The 19,964-nt window shown below is 63.3% G+C and carries 21 protein-coding genes; 12 read left to right on the forward strand and 9 right to left on the reverse strand.

The window, feature by feature from the left end; all coding sequences use genetic code 11:
• The first annotated feature begins 7 nt into the window (after positions 1-7).
• The 7 genes from AC5ZG5_RS02735 (at position 8) to AC5ZG5_RS02765 (ending at position 6,425) form a co-directional block, all read left to right on the forward strand.
• Entirely contained in the window at positions 8-325 is a 318-nt protein-coding gene (locus AC5ZG5_RS02735; protein WP_028166994.1) for a proton-translocating transhydrogenase family protein, read from the forward strand.
• 37 nt (positions 326-362) lie between these two features.
• Positions 363-1,760: an NAD(P)(+) transhydrogenase (Re/Si-specific) subunit beta gene (locus tag AC5ZG5_RS02740; RefSeq protein WP_456640973.1), complete on the forward strand. Its 1,398-nt coding sequence runs from the start codon at positions 363-365 to the stop codon at positions 1,758-1,760.
• 18 nt (positions 1,761-1,778) lie between these two features.
• The gene (locus AC5ZG5_RS02745; RefSeq protein WP_456640974.1) at positions 1,779-2,579 is read left to right on the forward strand and encodes an alpha/beta hydrolase; all 801 of its coding nucleotides are present in this window, start codon (positions 1,779-1,781) and stop codon (positions 2,577-2,579) included.
• 97 nt (positions 2,580-2,676) lie between these two features.
• A complete protein-coding gene (locus AC5ZG5_RS02750; protein ID WP_165435329.1) occupies positions 2,677-4,008 on the forward strand; it encodes a sodium:proton antiporter in 1,332 nt (443 codons plus the stop codon).
• 43 nt (positions 4,009-4,051) lie between these two features.
• Positions 4,052-5,149, forward strand: a complete 1,098-nt coding sequence (locus AC5ZG5_RS02755) for a calcium:cation antiporter (protein ID WP_130227421.1) — start codon at positions 4,052-4,054, stop codon at positions 5,147-5,149.
• A gap of 13 nt (positions 5,150-5,162) precedes the next feature.
• Positions 5,163-5,447, forward strand: coding sequence for a cupin domain-containing protein (locus tag AC5ZG5_RS02760; protein WP_456640975.1), 285 nt, complete (start codon positions 5,163-5,165; stop codon positions 5,445-5,447).
• A 108-nt stretch (positions 5,448-5,555) separates the two neighbouring features.
• Entirely contained in the window at positions 5,556-6,425 is an 870-nt protein-coding gene (locus tag AC5ZG5_RS02765) for a hypothetical protein (RefSeq protein WP_456640976.1), read from the forward strand.
• 249 nt (positions 6,426-6,674) lie between these two features.
• Here the strand turns inward: AC5ZG5_RS02765 and AC5ZG5_RS02770 are convergent, their stop codons facing one another.
• Together AC5ZG5_RS02770 and rpsU are read right to left on the reverse strand one after the other, a co-directional pair.
• Positions 6,675-7,289 carry a tetratricopeptide repeat protein gene (locus AC5ZG5_RS02770; RefSeq protein ID WP_456640977.1) on the reverse strand — a complete coding sequence of 205 codons (615 nt, stop codon included), beginning with the start codon at positions 7,287-7,289 and terminating at the stop codon, positions 6,675-6,677.
• Positions 7,290-7,488: 199 nt separating this feature from the next.
• A complete protein-coding gene (rpsU, locus tag AC5ZG5_RS02775; RefSeq protein ID WP_027579707.1) occupies positions 7,489-7,788 on the reverse strand; it encodes a 30S ribosomal protein S21 in 300 nt (99 codons plus the stop codon).
• 266 nt (positions 7,789-8,054) lie between these two features.
• Here rpsU and aqpZ point away from each other — a divergent pair, with 266 nt between their 5' ends.
• Positions 8,055-8,777, forward strand: a complete 723-nt coding sequence (gene aqpZ / locus AC5ZG5_RS02780) for an aquaporin Z (RefSeq protein WP_028167002.1) — start codon at positions 8,055-8,057, stop codon at positions 8,775-8,777.
• 54 nt (positions 8,778-8,831) lie between these two features.
• Here the strand turns inward: aqpZ and AC5ZG5_RS02785 are convergent, their stop codons facing one another.
• Positions 8,832-9,929 (reverse strand): 5-(carboxyamino)imidazole ribonucleotide synthase, encoded by a 1,098-nt coding sequence (locus AC5ZG5_RS02785; RefSeq protein ID WP_456640978.1) that lies wholly within the window; start codon positions 9,927-9,929, stop codon positions 8,832-8,834.
• A complete protein-coding gene (purE, locus tag AC5ZG5_RS02790) occupies positions 9,926-10,414 on the reverse strand; it encodes a 5-(carboxyamino)imidazole ribonucleotide mutase (protein WP_456640979.1) in 489 nt (162 codons plus the stop codon). Before purE ends, AC5ZG5_RS02785 begins: the two co-directional genes overlap by 4 nt.
• Before the next feature lie 151 nt (positions 10,415-10,565).
• On the opposite strand from purE, the gene AC5ZG5_RS02795 reads away from it, so the two are divergent.
• Positions 10,566-11,294, forward strand: coding sequence for a GGDEF domain-containing protein (locus tag AC5ZG5_RS02795; protein WP_456640980.1), 729 nt, complete (start codon positions 10,566-10,568; stop codon positions 11,292-11,294).
• A 12-nt stretch (positions 11,295-11,306) separates the two neighbouring features.
• On the opposite strand, the gene AC5ZG5_RS02800 is transcribed toward AC5ZG5_RS02795, so the two are convergent.
• The 3 genes from AC5ZG5_RS02800 to AC5ZG5_RS02810 all read right to left on the reverse strand — a co-directional run bounded on the left by AC5ZG5_RS02800 (position 11,307) and on the right by AC5ZG5_RS02810 (position 12,323).
• A complete protein-coding gene (locus AC5ZG5_RS02800) occupies positions 11,307-11,555 on the reverse strand; it encodes a hypothetical protein (protein WP_028167006.1) in 249 nt (82 codons plus the stop codon).
• Positions 11,556-11,572: 17 nt separating this feature from the next.
• The gene (locus tag AC5ZG5_RS02805; protein WP_028167007.1) at positions 11,573-11,764 is read right to left on the reverse strand and encodes a hypothetical protein; all 192 of its coding nucleotides are present in this window, start codon (positions 11,762-11,764) and stop codon (positions 11,573-11,575) included.
• A 352-nt stretch (positions 11,765-12,116) separates the two neighbouring features.
• Complete coding sequence (locus tag AC5ZG5_RS02810; RefSeq protein WP_028167008.1) at positions 12,117-12,323, reverse strand: YdcH family protein; 207 nt, start codon at positions 12,321-12,323, stop codon at positions 12,117-12,119.
• Between the two features lie 243 nt (positions 12,324-12,566).
• Between AC5ZG5_RS02810 and AC5ZG5_RS02815 the strand changes: the two genes are divergently transcribed.
• The gene (locus AC5ZG5_RS02815) at positions 12,567-12,752 is read left to right on the forward strand and encodes a YdcH family protein (RefSeq protein WP_028167009.1); all 186 of its coding nucleotides are present in this window, start codon (positions 12,567-12,569) and stop codon (positions 12,750-12,752) included.
• A gap of 87 nt (positions 12,753-12,839) precedes the next feature.
• Here AC5ZG5_RS02815 and AC5ZG5_RS02820 read toward each other — a convergent pair whose 3' ends face one another.
• A complete protein-coding gene (locus AC5ZG5_RS02820; RefSeq protein ID WP_456640981.1) occupies positions 12,840-13,937 on the reverse strand; it encodes an NAD(P)/FAD-dependent oxidoreductase in 1,098 nt (365 codons plus the stop codon).
• A 247-nt stretch (positions 13,938-14,184) separates the two neighbouring features.
• On the opposite strand from AC5ZG5_RS02820, the gene AC5ZG5_RS02825 reads away from it, so the two are divergent.
• Both AC5ZG5_RS02825 and AC5ZG5_RS02830 read left to right on the forward strand, forming a co-directional pair.
• A complete protein-coding gene (locus tag AC5ZG5_RS02825) occupies positions 14,185-16,884 on the forward strand; it encodes a sensor domain-containing protein (RefSeq protein WP_456640983.1) in 2,700 nt (899 codons plus the stop codon).
• A 638-nt stretch (positions 16,885-17,522) separates the two neighbouring features.
• Complete coding sequence (locus AC5ZG5_RS02830) at positions 17,523-18,512, forward strand: Bug family tripartite tricarboxylate transporter substrate binding protein (protein WP_456640984.1); 990 nt, start codon at positions 17,523-17,525, stop codon at positions 18,510-18,512.
• Between the two features lie 14 nt (positions 18,513-18,526).
• On the opposite strand, the gene AC5ZG5_RS02835 is transcribed toward AC5ZG5_RS02830, so the two are convergent.
• Positions 18,527-19,852 carry a tetratricopeptide repeat protein gene (locus tag AC5ZG5_RS02835; protein ID WP_456640985.1) on the reverse strand — a complete coding sequence of 442 codons (1,326 nt, stop codon included), beginning with the start codon at positions 19,850-19,852 and terminating at the stop codon, positions 18,527-18,529.
• Positions 19,853-19,964: the final 112 nt, after the last annotated feature.

Below are 19,964 nucleotides of genomic sequence, written 5' to 3' on the forward strand. Positions count from 1 at the left end.
AGAAGCCATGGAGCATATCGCGCAGGCCGTCGATCCCTTCGTATTCCGGCTTTCCATTTTCGTGCTTGCCGTGTTCGTCGGCTATTTCGTGGTGTGGTCGGTGACCCCCGCGCTGCATACGCCGCTGATGAGCGTCACCAACGCGATCTCCTCGGTGATCGTGGTCGGCGCGCTGCTCGCGGTCGGCGTCGGCATGATCTCGAGCGGCTCGGGTTGGGCGCGTGGCTTCGGCTTCGTGGCGCTGATCTTCGCCTGCGTGAACATCTTCGGCGGCTTCCTTGTCACCCAGCGCATGCTGGCGATGTACAAGAAGAAGTCCAAGTAAGCGGCCACCTCGGGGAAGAGGCAAACGGGGACCTGAGATGAACGCCAATCTCTCTGCATTGTTGTATCTCGTGGCGGGTGTGCTGTTCATCCTGTCGCTGAGGGGGCTGTCGAGCCCCGCCACCTCGCGGCAGGGCAACCTGTTCGGCATGATCGGCATGGCGATCGCGATCGGCACCACGCTCGCGAGCCATCCGCCGGCGGACGGCGTCGCCTGGCTGCTCGTCGTACTTGGTGTCGCCATTGGCGGTGCGATCGGCGCCGTGATCGCGCGGCGGGTGCCGATGACCTCGATGCCCGAACTGGTCGCCGCCTTCCACTCGCTGGTCGGCATGGCCGCGGTGCTGGTCGCCGCCGGCGCGTTCTATGCGCCCGAGGCCTTCGACATCGGCACGCCCGGCAACATCCACACCCAGAGCCTGATCGAGATGTCGCTCGGCGTCGCGATCGGCGCGCTGACCTTCACCGGCTCGGTGATCGCGTTCCTGAAACTGTCGGCGCGGATGAGCGGCGCACCGATCCTCCTGCCGTTCCGTCACCTCATCAACATCGCGCTCGCTTTGGCGCTGGTGTTCTTCATCGTTGGCCTCGTGCTGTCGGGCAGTGCGGTCGACTTCTGGCTGATCACCATCATCGCGCTGGTGCTCGGCGTGCTGATGATCATCCCGATCGGTGGCGCCGACATGCCGGTCGTGATCTCGATGCTGAACTCCTACTCCGGCTGGGCCGCGGCCGGCATCGGTTTCACGCTCGGCAATTCGGCGCTGATCATCACCGGCGCGCTGGTCGGCTCCTCCGGCGCGATCCTGTCCTACATCATGTGCCACGCGATGAACCGGTCCTTCATCTCGGTCATCCTGGGCGGCTTCGGCGGCGAGACCGCGGCGGCGAGCGGCGGGACCGGCGAGCAGAAGCCGGCCAAGCTCGGCTCGGCGGATGATGCTGCCTTCATCATGAAGAACGCCTCGAAGGTCATCATCGTGCCCGGCTACGGCATGGCGGTGGCGCAGGCCCAGCACGCGCTGCGCGAAATGGCCGACATCCTGAAGAAGGAAGGCGTCGAGGTGAAGTATGCGATTCACCCGGTCGCGGGCCGCATGCCCGGCCACATGAACGTGCTGCTGGCCGAAGCCAACGTGCCCTATGACGAGGTGTTCGAACTGGAGGACATCAACTCCGAATTCGCCCAAGCCGACGTCGCTTTCGTGATCGGCGCCAATGACGTCACCAACCCGGCTGCGGAAGAGGACAAGACCTCGCCGATCTACGGCATGCCGGTGCTGCAGGTGTGGAAGGCCGGCACGGTGATGTTCATCAAGCGCTCGCTGGCCTCAGGCTATGCCGGCATCGACAATCCGCTGTTCTATCGTGACAACACCATGATGCTGCTCGGCGATGCCAAGAAGGTGACCGAGAGCATCGTCAAGGCGATGTGAGGCCGTTTGCGGGCAGCGATGCTCGTCCTGAAATGGCTCCTGATCCTGGCTGCAGTCGGTTATCTCGGAGCGCTCGCGCTGCTGTTCGTCAAGCAGCGCGAGATGCTGTTTCCGATTCCGACGCGGGAGCGAACCTCACCGGAAGCCGCCGGCTTTCCTGAAGCCGAGGAACATGTCCTCACCGCAGGCGATGGCGAAAGGGTCATCGTCTGGCACGTGCCGGCAAAGCCCAGCCGTCCCGTGATCCTGTACTTTCCCGGCAATGGCGATTTTCTCGCGGGACGAGTCAGCCGTTTCCGCGCGATGACGTCTGACGGTACCGGCCTGGTCGCGCTCTCCTACCGCGGCTATGCCGGCTCGAGCGGGTATCCGAGCGAGCGCGGCATTCTGCAGGACGCCGCTGCAGCTTACGCCTTCACGGCGGCGCGCTATGCCGCGGAACGAATTGTCGTCTGGGGATTTTCACTCGGCACCGGCGTTGCGGTCGCGCTGGCTTCTGACCAGCCGATCGGCAAGTTGATCCTGGAGGCGCCCTATACCTCGACGGTCGACATTGCTGGTGCGGCATTCCCGCTCGTGCCGGTGCGCTGGCTGATGCGGGATCAGTTCCGTTCCGACGAACGCATTGCGCGCGTCACAGCGCCGCTGCTCGTCATGCACGGCACCGACGATCCCGTGATTCCGATCGTCTTCGGAGAGCGTCTGTTCACAATCGCGCATGAGCCGAAGCGGCTCGTTCGCTTTGCTGGCGGCGGCCACGACAATCTCGATTATTATGGCGCGATCGAAACGGTGCGGCAGTTCATTGGCGGTTCGTAGGTGTGGAATGAAGAAATGGCGTGGTGTGCTCCTCCTGTCGACGTTGGTGCTGCTGCCGGAACAGGCGCGCGCAGCGGCAGCGCTCGACGGCGCGGCGATGACCTGGCCATTTGCGCTTCCCTTCGCTGGTCTGCTGCTGTCGATCGCGCTCGGGCCGCTGCTGTTTCCGAAATTCTGGCATCACCATTACGGCAAGATCGCCGCTGGCTGGTCGTTTCTGACGCTCGCCTCGCTCGTCTGGTTCGCCGGAGGTGCAGCCATGCTGGAGAGCTTCGTGCATGCGATGCTCGGGGAGTATCTGAGCTTCATCGTGCTGCTGTTCGCGCTCTATACGGTTGCCGGCGGGATCTTGGTGACCGGCGACCTGAGGGGCACGCCGTGGACCAATACGTCCGTTCTTGCAGTGGGTACGATGATGGCCAGCGTCGTCGGCACCACCGGTGCCGCCATGATCCTGATCCGCCCGTTGATCCGCGCCAACCTGTTGCGGCCCCATAACGCGCACGTCATCGTGTTCTTCATCATTCTCGTTGCCAATGTCGGCGGCGCGCTCAGCCCGCTCGGCGATCCGCCACTGTTCGTCGGTTTCCTGCACGGCGTCGAGTTCTTCTGGACCACGAGGAACATCTGGTTGCAGACCGCGATCGTGGCCGGCATCCTCCTGCTCGTCTTTGTCGTGCTCGATCTCTGGCTCTTCCGCAAAGAGCCATCAGCTCCACCCGGCGGAGCGTCGCCGATCCGCCTTCGCGGCCTGATCAATCTGGTGCTGATCGCCGCAATCATTGCCAGCATCCTGATGTCGGCGACCTGGCGGCCAGGAATTGCCTTCGACGTTCTCGGCACCAGGCTGGAGCTGCAGAATCTGGTGCGAGACGGCCTTCTGATCGCAATCGCGCTGCTTTCGCTATGGCTCACGCCGGACGAACACCGCGAGGCCAACGGCTTCAACTGGGAGCCGATCCGGGAGGTCGCGAAATTGTTTGCCGCCATCTTCACCGCGATCATCCCGGTGCTGGCGATGCTCCATGCCGGGCGTGACGGCTCGTTCGCCTGGCTGTTGTCCGCGGTCACCGAACCGAACGGCGCTCCACGGGAGGTTCCCTATTTCTGGTTCACCGGATTGATGTCGGCGTTTCTCGACAATGCTCCGACCTATCTGCTGTTCTTCGAGGTCGCCGGCGGCGACCCGCAGCGGTTGATGGGGGAATTGTCGGGGACGCTGGCGGCGATTTCCATGGGTGCGGTCTACATGGGGGCGCTCACCTACATCGGAAACGCACCGAACTTCATGGTGGCGGCGATCGCGAACGAGCGTGGCATCAAGATGCCGAGCTTCTTCGGCTATCTCTTCTTTGCGGGTTGCGTGTTGATACCACTGTTCCTGCTTCTCACATTTCTGCCGATCGCCCCTGTTCTCAGCGTTCACTGAGTGCCATATGCTGGAACTCCTTTGAGCGGCGGAAGGGGAGTTCATGAGCGCACATGGTCCGATGCCCCATACGGCATGGATTTTCCCCGCGCTGGCGATGGGATTGTTCGCTGCGGCGACAGCCGTCGGATGGGTGTTTAGCCCATCTCTCGGCGGATGGCTGCTGGCCGCGATCCTGCTGGCCATCCTGTTCGGCACGGTGTTCGCTGCGGTTCATCACGCGGAGGTGATCGCCGAAGAGGTCGGAGAGCCTTTCGGCACATTGGTGCTGACGCTCGCGGTGACGATCATTGAAGTGGCGCTGATCACGACGATCATGCTGGGTGACAAGCCGCAGCCGGCGCTGGCCCGTGACACTGTGTTTGCGGTTGTGATGATCGTTTGTAACGGTCTCGTTGGGCTGTGCATCTTCATCGGCGGGTTGCACTACCGCGAGCAGGATTTCCAGGTTACCGGCGCCAACGTTTATCTCAGCGTGTTGTTCGTATTGGCGACGATAACGCTGATCATGCCAAACTATACATTGGCGACGCCCGGGCCGGTCTATTCGGCGATGCAACTCGGATTTGTCGACATTGTCACGCTCGCCCTCTACGGTGTCTTTCTCTACATCCAGACCATGCGGCACCGCGATTACTTCGTGGCCGAGTCCGCAAATGATGCTGAGGCGCCGAAGATGTCATCGGGCGCCGTGCTGGCGCTCAGCATTCCGTTGCTGCTGGTCTCGCTTCTCGCCGTCGTGCTGCTGTCAAAGAAGTTCTCGCTCGTCATCGATGCCACCGCAGCGATGATCGGTGCGCCGCCCGCCTTCGCGGGTCTCGTGGTCGCGCTTCTCATCCTCATGCCGGAAGGCGTTGCCGCGGCTTCGGCCGCCCGCAACAATGATTTGCAGAAGAGCATCAATCTTGCGCTCGGGTCATCGCTTGCCACGATCGGGTTGACGATCCCCGCGGTCGGCGTCGCCACCTACCTGCTGGGCAAGGAGCTTGTCCTCGGGCTCAACGCCCAGAGCACGGTGCTGTTGTTCTTGACCTTCCTCTTGAGCATGCTGACCTTCGGCACAGGCCGCACCAATATCCTGTTCGGCGTGGTGCATCTGGTGGTATTTGCCGTGTTCTTGTTCCTGGCATTCCTGCCATAGGGAGACAACGACGATGCTTGCCGCGAAATCCGATGTCCAAGTCGACACCCCCGAAGTCCGCGTCACCGAGTGGCGGCTCGCGCCGCGCAGTGCGACCGGGCCTCACGTCCATGAGATGGACTATGTGATCGTGCCCGTGACCGCCGGCGAGATGACCATCGTGGCGCCCAGTGGCGAGCGGTCGAAGGCCGAGCTCCGCGTAGGCAAGTCGTATTTCCGGAAGGCAGGGGTGGAGCACGATGTACTTAATGAAACCTCTACGGAGATCGTCTTCCTCGAGATTGAACTCAAGCCGTAAGCATCCGTGATCGCCGGAACCGGCCGGTTGCCATTGATCCGACGCAGTTGATCCCTCAATGTGCCTCAAAGTTCCCGCATCTAACGCCGCGGCGGGGAGTGGTTGGCAATGCTGAAATACCTGACGAAATTTGTCGTCGATATCTTTCCCTCGGTGGCTGCGACGGTCATCGGGGCCTACATCGTTAACCACTACATCGTAGCCAAGCCGGAGGCACCGGCCGCCGCCGCTGTTTCGACCGCCCAGCCGAAGGCGGCGGTCGCGAGCAAACCCGTCGAAAAGCCTGCCGAGGTCTCCAATCTCCCCGAAGCTGGCGTGAAGGCCAAGGGCATGTCCGAGCGCACATTGATGGAGCGCACGGCGTCCGAGAAGGCCACGGTGACTGAGAAGGCGACCGAGAACAAACCCGCCGCCGAAGCGCCCGCCGAGACCGCAAGCATTCCGCCCGCCGAGACCCGTCGCCATCAGCCCGCATCCCGTGAAAAGGCCGTCGCCAAGGTGACGCCGGCACCGGTGCAGCAGCCTGCTACCGTGCCCGCCGCTGCACCCGCCTCGCCGCCAGCCGAAGCTGCGGCTGTACCGGACGAGCATCGTGACGCCAACGACCTTGCGCGCGCCGCGATCGAGCGGTTGCGCGGCACCGCCGAGGGCGGCTCTCGTTCGCCGGAGGCGGCACGTGCACCGGAAGCGCCTCGCGTCGCGACCGCGCCATCAGTGGTGCGGCCGTTGCCGCCGCCGATCATGGTCTCGACGCCGCCGAGCGAGACCTTCGGCCAGACCTCCCAGCCACGTCCGCCTTATGCCGCAAGCGCAGCTGACGATCCGAACCGTCCGACGCCGCCGGCCGACATTCCGCGTCCGCCGCTGGATCTGCGGGCCGATGCCGCGGCGGCGGAGCCGGCCAAGGAGCGCCCGACGATCGGCGACGACATGCTGTCATCGATGAAATCGGTATTCCACGCCGTCTTGCCGAAATAGCTGAGTACGATCGCGCAGGCTGGATATAGCCGGCGTCATCTCGCTGTCTCCACAAACACGCTGTCGTCCTCGCGAAAGCGGGGACCGATAACCACAGGGAGTCGTTGTGGCGCGAGCGAGTGGTTGAAGCTTCACACATCACTAAACCCTGTGGCTATGGGTCCCGGGTCGCGCGGAGCCTGTCATCGGGCGCGCGTTCGCGCGACCCGTTGGCTTGCCCGGGACGACGGCGAGGAGAGTGCGTCTATCTTAACCGCCGGTGCGCGCGAGGCCGCTGCGCGCGGTCTCGTCTCGAGGCCGCAATGCTATCGCTCGGCCGTACGAAATCGCTGCCTTGCCTTTGTCGCCGAGCCTCTCATAGGCCTCGCCGCGCACCGTCCAAGCCTGGGCGCTGTTCGGATCGGCCTGCACCGCTTCGTCAAGATCGGCGGCCGCTTCCTTGGCCTTGTTGAGAGCGAGATAGCTGCTCGCGCGCGCCAGCAACGGGTCGACGCTCTGTGGCGCCAGGCCGCTGGCCGCGGTGAAATCCTCGATCGCCTGCTGGTGCTGGTTCTGGCCCTGATAGATCAGGCCGCGGCCATAGAGCGCCTGTGTGTTGTAGGGATCGACCGCGAGCGCCTGTTCGAATTCGGCGAGTGCCTGTTCGGTCTTGAAGGACCGCGCGAACTCCTGGCCACGCGCCGCGTGCTCCTTGGCGTCGCTGACGTTCTGCGCACTGACGCTGCCGGTTGGCTTGTCGGTGGCGGCCTGCTTGGGTTTGTCGTTGCCGGGCCCCAATGATCCCAGATCGAACGAACAGCCGCCCAAGGGGAGACCAAGGGGAATGCCAAGTGTAACGGCCAGCAGAATGGCAGGCCGTGCCATCAGGCGCGGTAGAGGCAAAATTCCAGAACGGGTGCGGGATGCCGGAAACACCATCAACGGAACTGCTCGCGTAATGGAAATGCTCGCGTCTGCAATTCCGTATTGGTAGCCGGCCGCGGTGCAAAATGCACCGACCAAAAAGCAAAACGCGGACCCTCAGGCCCGCGTTGTCATTTCTGACCTTTATAAAAAGGTGCGATCAGCGCGGACCGCGGCCAGCGCCCGGGCCGCCACGTCCACCGGCGCCACGGTCACCACCCGCGCCGGCGCCGAACACCGGCTTCGGCTTCATCGGCAACAGGCCTTCGCGCTGCAGCTTCTTGCGCGCCAACTTGCGGGCGCGGCGCACGGCTTCGGCCTTCTCGCGGGCCTTCTTCTCGGAAGGCTTCTCATAGTGGCCGCGGAGCTTCATCTCGCGGAAAATGCCCTCGCGCTGCATCTTCTTTTTGAGCGCCTTCAGGGCTTGATCGACATTGTTATCGCGGACGAGAACCTGCACGCGGCATCCTCTTTTCGATTGATCGGTTCGGAAATCTGGAAAAGCCAAGGTCGGCAAAAAGGCCAGACCTTCAGCCCTAGGGGCGCGCATGTAGCAGACAAAATCGCAAATGTCCACCGGTGAAGCGGGAGCAAGGGCCAAGTAAAGCCACGAAATAGGGCGAAATTGCCACCTAGCGGCCTTGATTGGGGTGATTCGGCGCCAAATGCTTGGCCGCTCCCGCAGCTTTTGCTGGCTCCGGGAAACAAAATAATAGGAGAATTGCTATGGAGACACAAAAATACGCCGCCGAGGCGATCGGCACGTTCTGGCTCACATTTACGGGATGCGGCAGCGCCGTGATCGCCGCTGGCTTTCCGCAAGTCGGAATCGGCCTGGTCGGCGTGTCGCTGGCGTTCGGATTGAGCGTCGTCACCATGGCCTATGCGATCGGCCACGTGTCCGGCTGCCATCTCAATCCGGCCGTCACCGTCGGTCTCGCTGCCGGCGGACGTTTCCCCGTTGGCCAGATCCTGCCCTATGTGATCGCTCAGGTGATCGGTGCGGTCGTTGCTGCGGGAGTGCTCTATCTGATCGCGAGCGGCGCGCCCGGCTTCGACCTCGCCAAGGGTTTTGCCTCCAACGGCTATGACGCGCATTCGCCCGGGCAGTACAGCCTGTTGTCCGGCTTCATCACCGAGGTGGTGATGACGATGATGTTCCTGTTCATCATCATGGGCGCGACCCATGGCAGGGCGCCCGCGGGCTTTGCGCCGCTCGCGATCGGGCTCGCGTTGACGCTGATCCATCTGGTCAGCATTCCCGTCACCAACACCTCGGTGAATCCGGCGCGCAGCACCGGGCCGGCATTGTTCGTTGGTGGATGGGCGCTGGCGCAGCTCTGGCTGTTCTGGGTGGCGCCGTTGATCGGCGGCGCGCTCGGCGGGGTGCTCTATCGCTGGCTCAGCGAGGAGCCGACCGGCGTCGTCGAAGGCGTACGACAGGCTTGATCAGTTTCTAATTTAAGACTTTGCCGGCGGGCTACTGTTTGTGGCCTGCCGGCGCTACTTCGGTGGTGCCACTTCAGTGACATGGCCCATCTTGCGGCCGGGCCGCGGCGGGCCCTTGCCGTAGAGATGCACGGTTGCGCCGGGCACTGTCAGCCATTCCTCATAGCTCAGGATGTCGTCGCCGATCAGGTTGGTCATGGTCACCGCGCCATGGCGGATCGGTTTGCCGAGCGGCCAGCCGGCGATGGCGCGGATGTGCTGCTCGAATTGCGAGATCGAGGCGCCGTCGAGCGTCCAGTGTCCGGAATTGTGAACCCGCGGCGCGATCTCGTTGACCAGCACGGTCGGCCCGTCGTTGCCCGCGACCACGAACATTTCGACCCCGAGTACGCCGACATAGTTCAGCGCATGCGCGATTCTTTCCGCAACCGATCGCGCCTGCACGGCGAGCTCGGCCGGGATCGCCGCCGGCGCGCGCGAGATCTTCAGGATGTGATCGCGGTGCTCGTTCTCGGTGACGTCGAAACATTCGACGTGGCCGTCCGCGGAGCGCGCGGCGATCACGGAGATTTCGCGCTCGAATGGCACGAAGGCTTCGAGAATGGCGGATTTGGTGCCGAGGTCTTCCCAGAGCTGGTCGATGTCGTCGCCCTCGCGGATCATCGCCTGGCCCTTGCCGTCATAGCCGAAGCGGCGCGTCTTGATGACGGCGGGAAGGCCGATGCGCGCGATGCCGGCGCGCAGCGTTTCGACCGAGGACACATCGGCATAGTCGGCGGTGCCGATGCCGAGCCTGGTGATGAAATCCTTTTCGATCAGCCGGTCCTGCGTGGTCTCGAGGATCTTCTGCGACGGCAGCACCGGGCGGCGCGCCGCCAGCACCAAGGCGGTCGCGGACGGCACGTTCTCGAATTCATAGGTGATGACGTCGACGTCATTGGCGAACAGTTCGAGCGCCTCGACATCGGCAAATTCCGCGCAGGTCGCGTGCTGCACCACGTCGAAGGCGGGCGAATCCGGATCCGGCGAGAACACCTGGCATTTGAGGCCGAGCCGCGCCGCGGCCATCGCCAGCATCCGGCCCAATTGCCCGCCGCCGAGAATTCCGATGGTATCACCCGGCTTCAGCTTCACTGTTGTCGAAGCCGTCACGCCGATACCTCCGGATGCTCCTTGACCGCATCGGTCTGTTGCTTGCGCCAGGTGGCCAGGCGCGTCGCCAGCGCCGGATCGTTCAGCGCCAGCACGCTCGCTGCGAGCAGCGCCGCGTTGATGGCACCCGATTTTCCGATCGCCAGCGTGCCGACCGGGATACCGGCCGGCATCTGCACGATCGAATACAGCGAATCGACGCCCGACAGCGCCTTCGATTCGACGGGAACCCCGAACACTGGAAGTTCCGTCAGGGCAGCCGTCATGCCGGGCAGATGCGCGGCACCGCCGGCGCCGGCAATAATGACCTTGAAACCGGCCGCTTTTGCCCCCTTGGCGAACGCGTACAGCCGGTCCGGGGTACGGTGGGCGGAAATGATCCGCGCCTCAAACGCGAGCCCGAGGGCAGTGAGCGTTTCGGCGGCGTGGCCCATGGTCTCCCAGTCCGACTGGCTTCCCATGATAATGGCTATTGCGGCGGGCATATCGTCAATTCTGATCAGGAATCCAGAAGCATGGGCCGGATTATAGGAGCGGCCCGTCACTGATCCAAGGCGTGGCAAGGAATCCGGAATGGACTATCCTGTCTTGGTGAATGCGGGCAAGCCTCATCAGCGGGCCTCAACAAGGATGCTTATGAAAAAGAAGAAGAGGGCGGCCGCATCCGGGGCCGCGAAAAGACAAAGCGCGGCTGCGCGCAAGGTTGCGCCGCGCCGCGCCCAAGCCGCCACCACCCAAGCCGCGCCTGCCCAAGCCGCCCCCACCAAAGTCCCCCCTGTCCAGGTGCCATCGGCTGCATTGACCGAGGCCAAGGCGACAATTCGCCGCCTCAAGGCGGAACTGGCCGCGGCGGAAGCGCAGATCGCGGAACTGCAGGCATCCGCGGAGACCGACTTCCTGCTGGACATCCTCAATCGGCGCGGCTTCGAGCGCGAGCTGAACCGCTCGATCGCCTATATCAAGCGCTATCACGCCAGCGGCGCGCTGGTCATGCTCGACGTCGATCGCCTGAAGCCGATCAATGACACCTATGGCCATGCCGCCGGCGATGCGGTGCTGAAGGCGATCGTAAAAACGGTAACGAAGCAGGTGCGTGCATCGGACGTGGTCGGACGGCTCGGCGGCGACGAGTTCGCGGTGCTGCTGTGGAACCTGACCGAGACCGACGCCAAGGCCAAGGCTGCGGCGCTGGAGCAATCGATCGATCGCCTTACCTTCGATTTCGGTGGCCGCAGCGTCAGCGCGGGCGCCTCCGCCGGCGTTGCGATCCTCGGTCCGCACTCCGTGGCGAGCCGCGCGCTGGAAGAGGCTGATAGCGCGATGTATGTGCGCAAGGCGCAGCGGCGGCATGAAGTGGTGGGTTGATGGCAAGCGGCTTCACAGGCCGAGATCGTCCGGCAGGTTGCCGAATTTCCGCAGCAGGTGCGCATCGCCGAATTCGCCGATCATGGGATCGCCGGTGCGGCTGAAGGCGACCGCGCCGATGCTGCCCGGCATCCGCGACATCATCTCGGCGCGCCGCAACGCGGTCGCGGCGCTCTGACACTCCTCGGCATTGCCTGCGACCAATTCACCGCTGTCGTCCCGCACGAAAGGCAGCGCAACGTAATAGGTGATATCGGCCATCGGCGTGCTCCTTTTACCTACGCGGCGTCGTTCTTTGCCTGCGCGAAACAGGTCGCGAGCGCGTCCTGTAATTCCGCGACCTCAGTCTCGAGGAATTCGTTGGCCATGATCAGCGCCTTGATGGTGCTGCGCAGATTGCCGTCGCACATCGCGATCGCCTGGTCGCAAGCCACTTCGTAGCGGTTGTTGTCGGAGAACACTGACGGCATGGGCATGGCGATGATCCTTCCGGTTTTGGCTGGCGGCAGCGGTAATGTTCTTATTTTGTTCTAGAGGAGTCAAGAGGGCGGAAGCGCCTTGCCGGCGGCTTGTGACCGATCGCGCCAAGCGCCTGTGGATGTCTGCCTGTGGATGTCGGGGACAGCTAGCCAACATGCGCTGACAGCAAAGCCAGGCGCAAATTCTCTCGTCTCGTCATTCCGAGGCACGCAAAGCGCGAGCCCGGAATCCGTTTTACCACTTGCACGCGCGGCCCGATGGATTCCGGGTTCGATGCGGAGCCTATCATCGGGCCGCGCTTCGCGCGGACCCATTGGTATTGCCCCGGAATGACGGCGCGCGTCACGCGATGATGTCGGGCGTGATCTGATCCTCGATGAAGGCGATGCGATCGCGCAAGTGCAGCTTGCGCTTCTTGAGTCGCTGCACCATCAGCAGATCCGGCGCCGGCGACTGATGCAGCGCGTCGATCGCTGCATCGAGATCGCGGTGCTCCTGCTGCAGCCGTGCAAGCTCTGCGTGGAGTTCGCGCTCATCTTCGTCGGTCATGGCTGTGTACTAAAAAATAGGCACGGTGAAGTTGTGGCCGGATCGCTCGGTATCTGCGTGCCGAAATATCCTCCCTCCACGCTCGCCGCGCAAGTTAAGACGGTTCCATACGCACGTTCTGTTACAGATAAATTCGAAAATGTCGCAGCGCTGATTCGCAATCTCCGTCGACAGATAATCTGGCTGGTGTACACTTTGGTGTCCTGATCGAAATTGAGGTTAACCTGCCGAGGAGGTTTCGTAATGGCGATACAGGCGCATCTGGTTGAACTGGAACGCAAGCACAAAATTCTCGAAAGCGAACTACACGAAGCGCTCCTGCACCTCTCTACAGACGACCTGCAAATCACCGAACTCAAGCGCCGCAAGTTGATGGTCAAGGACGAGATCGAACGGTTGAAACAATCCGTCGACGAGACATTCCACTAGCCAGTCCCCCGGTAACATATCGCAACGTACACCACTTCAGGCCGGATGGGCGCCGAAGCGCTCATCCGTGGTCGATGTTGCGACTGCTCACACGAACTCACCGACGTAATCGGCGATCGCGAGCGACGACGTCAACCCGGGCGATTCGATACCAAACAGATTGATCAATCCAGTGACGCCGTGATCGCGCGGCCCCTGGATCAGGAAATCCTGCGTCGCCACGGCCGGCGGAACGATCTTCGGTCGGATCCCGGAATAGCTTGGCATCAGTGCCCCGTCCGGCAGCCCGGGCCAATATTTGCGGATTGCCGGATAGAAGCGGTCCGCGCGCGCCGGATCGACGGCGTAATCGATGCTCTCCACCCATTCCACATCCGGGCCGAAGCGGGCCTGCCCTGCCATGTCCAGGGTGAGGTGCACGCCGAGCCCGCCGGGCTCGGGCACCGGGTAGATCAGCCGCGAGAACGGCGCCCGCGCGCTGCAACTGAAATAGTTTCCCTTGGCGAGATAGGCGCATGGGATCAATTCGAGCGGCATACCCTCGATGCCGCGCGCGACCGCCGGCGCCCCGAGGCCTGCGGCATTGACGAGCAGGTCGCATTCCAGCGTCATCGGCGCTTCGCCACCGGCCTCGATCTCGATCCGGCCGGCCGCCGCCTTGGCGCGGAGCAGCGGGGTATGGAAGGCGAATGCGGCGCCGGCGGCCTCCGCATCGCCCCTGAGCGCCAGCATATAGGCGTGGCTGTCGATGATCCCGGTGGACGGCGACAGCAGTGCGGCGTCGCAGTTCAACGCTGGCTCCATCGCGCGGGCGGATTCGCCCGAAAGCAGCTCCATGTCGCGCACGCCATTGGCCTCGGCATGGGCGCGGATCGATTGCAGCTTTTCGGTCTCTTTCGGCGTGGTCGCGACGATCAGCTTGCCGCAATTGCGATAGGGGACGCCGTGCTCCTTGCAATAACGGTAAAGCGCATGCTTGCCGCTGATGCACATCCGCGCCATCAGGCTGCCGGCACGGTAGTAGATGCCGGCATGGATCACCTCGCTGTTACGCGAGGAGGTCACGGTGCCGATCCCCTCGGCGGCTTCCAGCACGATCACTTCGCGCCCTGCTTGTGCGAGGCGGCGTGCGACGGCGAGCCCGATCACACCCGCTCCGATGACGACGCAATCAACTCTGTCCATGGATCCTTCAAGCCCGGAAATCGGCGCGAATAGGGTTCTGCTTGTTGTTGTCCATCCGCGCCTTGGTAGCAACGCCCCGGATTGCCTCGAAATAGGCTTCGTGGCGCACCGGCATTAGTGCGGCATTAATCATGTCAGGGCAATTGCCCTAAATTAAGTCACATTTTCCGGTTGCATCGCGCGGCGTTTACCCGATCCAAACTGCCAAGGCCAGAGACTGTAATGCGGAAATCCGCAAGGTGACGGAATGGCTGGCAAGAAAGCGCAGGGAAGCGGGAGGAATCTGATTCCGGCGCCGGCCGTCGTCTGCCTTGTCGTGGCCATTGCGTCGGCTGCATTGGCTCTCGCAGCGTCAGCCGGTCTGGTCCCATCGAGCGATATCGGTTCGCTCGGGCCGAACCTGGTCTGGGAGCTTTTGATCGGCGGCATCGTCGTCGCCTCCTTCGTGGGCGCGATCACGCTCTCGGTGCTTTCGGCGCTGCGAAGGGTGCAGCGCATACAACTCCGGCGCAATGCCTTCGTCAGCTCCGCCCTCAACCATCTGAACCAGGGCGTGGTGATGACCGATGCGCAAAAGCGGATCGTGTTCTGCAACGACCGCTATCTCGAGATCTATGGCCTGTCGCGCTCCGACATACCGCGCAACATGACCGGGCCCGAATTGTTGGCAATGCGCCACCGGCGCGGCTTGATGGATGTCACGCCTGCGGAGTTCTATATCCGGGCCGCCAACCCCGAGGGGATGGTGACGGAATTGCCCAACGGCAAATCGGTCGTGGTCCGACATTTCGGGCTGCCCAATGGCGGATCGATCGCGACGCATGAGGACTGCACCGACCAGCGGCAACTGTCGCGCAAGCTCGCATCCACCACCCAGTTCCTGGAATCGGTGCTCGACAACGTGCCGGTCTGCGTGGCCGCGAAGAACATCGAGGACGGCCGCTACATCTTCGCCAACCGTGCCTTCGAGCGGTTCTCGCGCTTCTCGCGCGATCGCATCGTCGGCAAGCGCGCCGACGAGATCTTTAGTCCCGAGAGCGCCGCGAGCATCGCGGCCGCCGACAAGGCGGCGCTTCAAGCTCCAGAAGGCTCCTTCCGCAACGAGTTCTGGGTCGAACGTGGCCCGGAGCGGCGCATCCTCGCTTCCAACCGCGTGATCGCGCGCAACGAGAAGGGCGAGCCGGAATTCCTGATCGCGCTGTTCGATGATGTCACCGACCGCCGTTCGCTGTCGCGGGAATTGGAGAACGCCAAGAAGTTCCTCGAACTCGTGGTCGACAACATTCCGGTCTCGCTGATCGTCGAGCGCGTCAGCGACGGCCGATATTTGCTCGCCAACCGCTCGGCTGAGACGATCCTGAACCGCCGGCGCGAGGATGCCACCGGCCTGACGGCGACGGACATCTTCAATCCGCGCGAGGCCAAGCTGATCATCGCGCGCGACGAGGCTGCGATCAAGAAACGCGGCCTGCTCACCGAGGAGCATCCGATCTCGACCAAGGACGGCTTGCGGCTATTCCTGACCCGCCGCATGACCGTGCTCGACGAGCATGGCGAGCCGCAATACCTAATCAAGACGCATGAGGACGTCACGGATCGACGCCAGACCGAATCCCGCATGGCCCATATGGCCTATCACGACGGTTTGACCGATTTGCCGAACCGCGCCGCTTTCCTGCAGGCGCTGGCGCAGATGATCGAGGCCTGTGGCGGCACCGACGAGGAATTCGCCGTGCTTTGCGTCGACCTCGACGGCCTGAAAGAGATCAACGACGTGTTTGGCCATGCGATCGGCGACAAATTGCTGATCGAGGTGGCCCGGCGCCTGCAGACCTCGGCGCGCGGCGGCGTGGTGGCGCGCCTCTCGGGCGATGAGTTCGGCCTGATCATCGACGGCAAGCAGCCGGCCGCCGGCATCGTTCTTGCCGAACAGGTGGCGGAGGCGCTCGCCCAGGAATTCTTGATCGATGGCAAATCGGTCCGCACCGGCGTCACTGCGGGCATTTCGGTATTTCCGCACAATGGCTCGGATGCCGCCTCGCTGCTCGCCAATGCCGGCGCGGCGCTGTTCCGCGCGAAGGCGAAGTCGCGGGGCACGATCTCGATCTACGAGCCGGAAATGGACCAGCAGATCCGCGACCGGCGCGTTCTGCATCAGGATCTCTCCGCCGCGATCCGGAACGGCGAATTATCGCTCTACTACCAGCCGCTGGCCGCGGCCGGCGCAACGGTGGACGAGAGCAGGGTGATCGGTTTCGAGGCCCTGGCGCGTTGGCAGCATCCGGTGCGCGGCTTCGTCTCGCCCGCGGATTTCATTCCGCTTGCGGAAGAAGGCGGCCTGATCGTCGAGATGGGCGAGTGGATCCTGCGCGAGGCCTGCCGCGAGGCGGCCTCCTGGAAGCAGCCGCTGCAGATCGCGGTCAATCTTTCTCCGGCGCAGTTCATGCACGGCGACCTTGTCAGCCTCGTGCATTCGATCCTGCTCGAAACGGGCTTGCGGCCCGACAGGCTCGAGCTCGAAATCACCGAGGGCGTGCTGATCGAGGATTTCGATCGCGGCCTGGCGCTGCTCAGGCGGCTGAAGGCGCTCGGCGTGCGCATCTCGATGGACGATTTCGGCAGCGGCTATTCCTCGCTGAGCTACCTGCAGGCGTTTCCCTTCGACAAGATCAAGATAGACCGCGCCTTCGTCATCAATCTCGGCCGCAACCCCCAATCGGCGGCGATCGTCCGCGCTGTCATCGATCTCGGTCACGGCTTGCAGATGTCGATCGTCGCTGAGGGCGTGGAAAGCGAGGAGCAGCTCGGCTTCCTGGCAAAGGAGGGATGCGACGCGGTGCAGGGTTATCTGATCGGCAAGCCGGCGCCGGTCGGCCAGTATGCGGCGCTGGTGGGCAACGGCGGTAATGTCGTGGAGCTTGTCCGCAAGACTGGTAGTCTTGGTTAGACGCGCTTTCTTTAGCCGAGCCTGCATCTCCTTCACGTGAGCACGCTGTGACTTTTCGGCATGGGCGTCTGTCATCGCGGCCCTTAGGCCGGTCTTAACCATCGCGCGTCTTTTACTTTTTCGCCGAGGACCTCCCGCTGTAGTCTTACAATAGATCACTGCGGAGGATGCCGTGGATCAGCGGGATTGGAGCCGTGTCGAGCAGGAACTAGGCGAGCTGGTGCCAAAGGTGAAGACGTCCCAGGATGACCGGCACCCCGCTCCGGTGCAGCCCAGTTTGGCAAACAAGACTCCGGCATCGGACTCGACGGAGGCAATCCTCGAGCAGATCGCTCAGGCCCTCGAAGCCGACGGAATCGTCTGCAGGAAAAGCCCCTGAGCATCGACTTCCGATCCCATCCGGCGTGTGCGAGCGACCGGACAGCCCAACGCGCCTTGGCGAAGTTCAAGCTCAAGCAGCGCCACGCCGCCGAATGAAGCGACGCCTGCAAGCCGACGCTGACTTTCAAAAAAGACCAAAACGGACCTTCGTAAACGCTCGCTCCCGACGGGCCTCTGCGCCAATCTGTCCCGTCTTTCGCCCGTGGCTGAGGCCGGGCGATGCGATACCCTGAAGAAAAATTCAGGGAGAGGAAGCCATGTCAGCGAAGCTTGATCGCCGTCAATTCATTGCGGCCGGCACCACAGCGGCAGCGATGCCGTTCCTCTTGGGCAGGGCCGCGGCGCAGGAAGCGTGGCCGTCGCGGCAAATCCGTATGATCTGCAGCTATCCGGCCGGCGGCCAGACCGACCTGCTCGCGCGCGCCTTCGGCGAATTCATCTCCAGGCAGGTGGGAAAGACTGTCGTCATAGAGAACAGAGCGGGGGCCTCGGGCTCGATAGGCGCCGCGGAAGTCGCGCGCGCCGAGCCAGATGGCCATACGATCCTGTGCTCCATCTCAACCACCTATGTGATGAACAGAGCCATGATGAAGAACCCCGGCTACGACATGGACAAGGACCTGACGCTCGTCAGCATCATCCCCGGGGCAGGGCTGCTGCTGGTCGCGAGCCCGAAGGCCGGCGTCAAGACATTGGACGAATTCGTCGCTTTCGCGCGCAAGAGCGGCAAGGTGAACTTCGGCACCTATAGTGCGGGCTCGGCCCCGCACATGACGATCAATGAGCTCAACAAACAGTATGGTCTCAACATCGAACCGATCCATTACCGTGGCGAAGCGCCAATGTGGACGGGGCTGGCGGAAGGTACGCTCGATGTCGCGATGGGCAGCTACACGGCTGCGCAAACCGTCCTGCAGAGCAATCGCGGCGTTGTGTTCGCGGTGCATTCGAAGAAGGTCGACGCGATCCCCAACGTCAGGACTCTGCCTCAACAGGGCGCGACAGCGAAATTCTTCACCGTGAGCGGCTTCACGGGCTGGGCGTTGCCGAAGGCGACGCCGCAGCCGATCGTCGATCGGTTGGCGGAACTCTGCGTGGCAGCCAATAGCGATGCGAAAGTGAAGGAAGTTCTCAGCACCTTCGTGCTCGAACCGGCGCTCGGCTTTACGGAAAGCAACGCTTTGTATCAGAGGGAATTGCCGGTCTGGATGGAGAGCGCGCAAGCGCTCGGCTTGGAACCATCCTAGACAATCTGGAGATACTAGCTGAGCGCCCTGCTTCGACCTGCCTGCTGCGACCAAGCTTCGTCGCGGCGGGATGGCCGCCGGTGCAGGCGGTCGGCGATCAGCTTTGTCGCTTTCTCGCCGCGCCCCGCGCGAAGACAGGCGACGATGAATGTGTCCTCCCAAAGCTCGCGCTGGGCGTGACTGCCGCCGATCCGCACCAGTTCCGGCATCAACGGCTCGAAGAAGCGCACGGCGCCCTCGTTGTCGCCCGAGGCAAATGCCTGGATACCGCGGCAAAGACCGATCGCGGAAGCGCCGGGCGCCAGCTCGCCCTCGGCGTGCCGCGCCTCCATTTCGGCAAGCCGCGGCTCCAGAGCGCCGCCGTTGCTCGCCGCGGCAGCCAATGCGTGATGGACATCGGCAAAATGCGCCCCGGCTTTCGGGAAGAATTTCTCGCCGTAGGCGGCGACTTCCTGCCAATGCGAGTCAAGCCCGGTCCTTCCCGCCAGCGAGACCCGCCACAGCAATGAGGTGGTATCGGTCAGAATGTTCAGCGGCGGATAGGGCCGCCCCTGCGGTCTGATATGCCGCTCGTAGATGTCGAGCGCGCCGTCAGTGTCACCGTCCTCGAGCGCGATCAGTGCCAGGTGCCAGGCAAGATGTCCCTGCAAGAAGCTCACACGGTCGTGTGCCGGCAACCAGCCGGACAGGAAGGTGCGGCCTTCCTTGGGATCACCCTGCTCGAACAGGGCATGCGACAGAGCGTGGGCCGCGCTGGCATTTGCCGGCTTCATCCAATAGGCGCGCTCGGTGGTATCGCGGCCGGTGATGACGTCGCCCGCCTCGGTTCGCGACCAGCCGAGATAGGTGAGGAACCACCAGTCTTCGCCATAGTCGGCAGCATAGCGCTCGCAGATCGAAAGCCGTGCCGCGTCGTGATCGGGGCGTCCTGAGAAAGCGTAGAGGCCGAAGGCGCCGAGCAGCAGCGACAGGATCAGCGCGTCGCGCGGAAATTCCGCAAGGTGCTGTTCTGCAGCCTGCAATGCCTGCCTGGTCTGGCTTTCGACGACCGAGGCCAGGATCTCGATATGCTGCTGTTCGCGCCGGCTCGCGGTCGCGGCCAATTGCCGGGCTTTTGCCGTCTTGGCGTGGGCGGCCGCGCCTTCCATGTTGATCTGATGGACGCGGGCACGCGCCACATGCGCCAGCGCGAAATCGGGGTCCTCGGCGATGGCCGCCTCAAAGGCCACATCCGCTCCATGCCAGGCGGCAAGGATACAGTCGACGCCATCGCGATAGAGCGCCGCGGCGCGATCGGAAGCGGTCGTCAGCGGCAGGTCGTAGCGGTCCCGGTTCATCATTCGTCCTCCTGACGTGCAGGCGAAATCTAGCAGAGGCGCCCGTGACAACAATATTGCGGAAGACGCCGCGTGAGGCGGTTGAGCCAGTGGCGATCCGCCGCTAGCTTGCGGT

Source organism: Bradyrhizobium sp. Ses1, assembly GCF_059512365.1.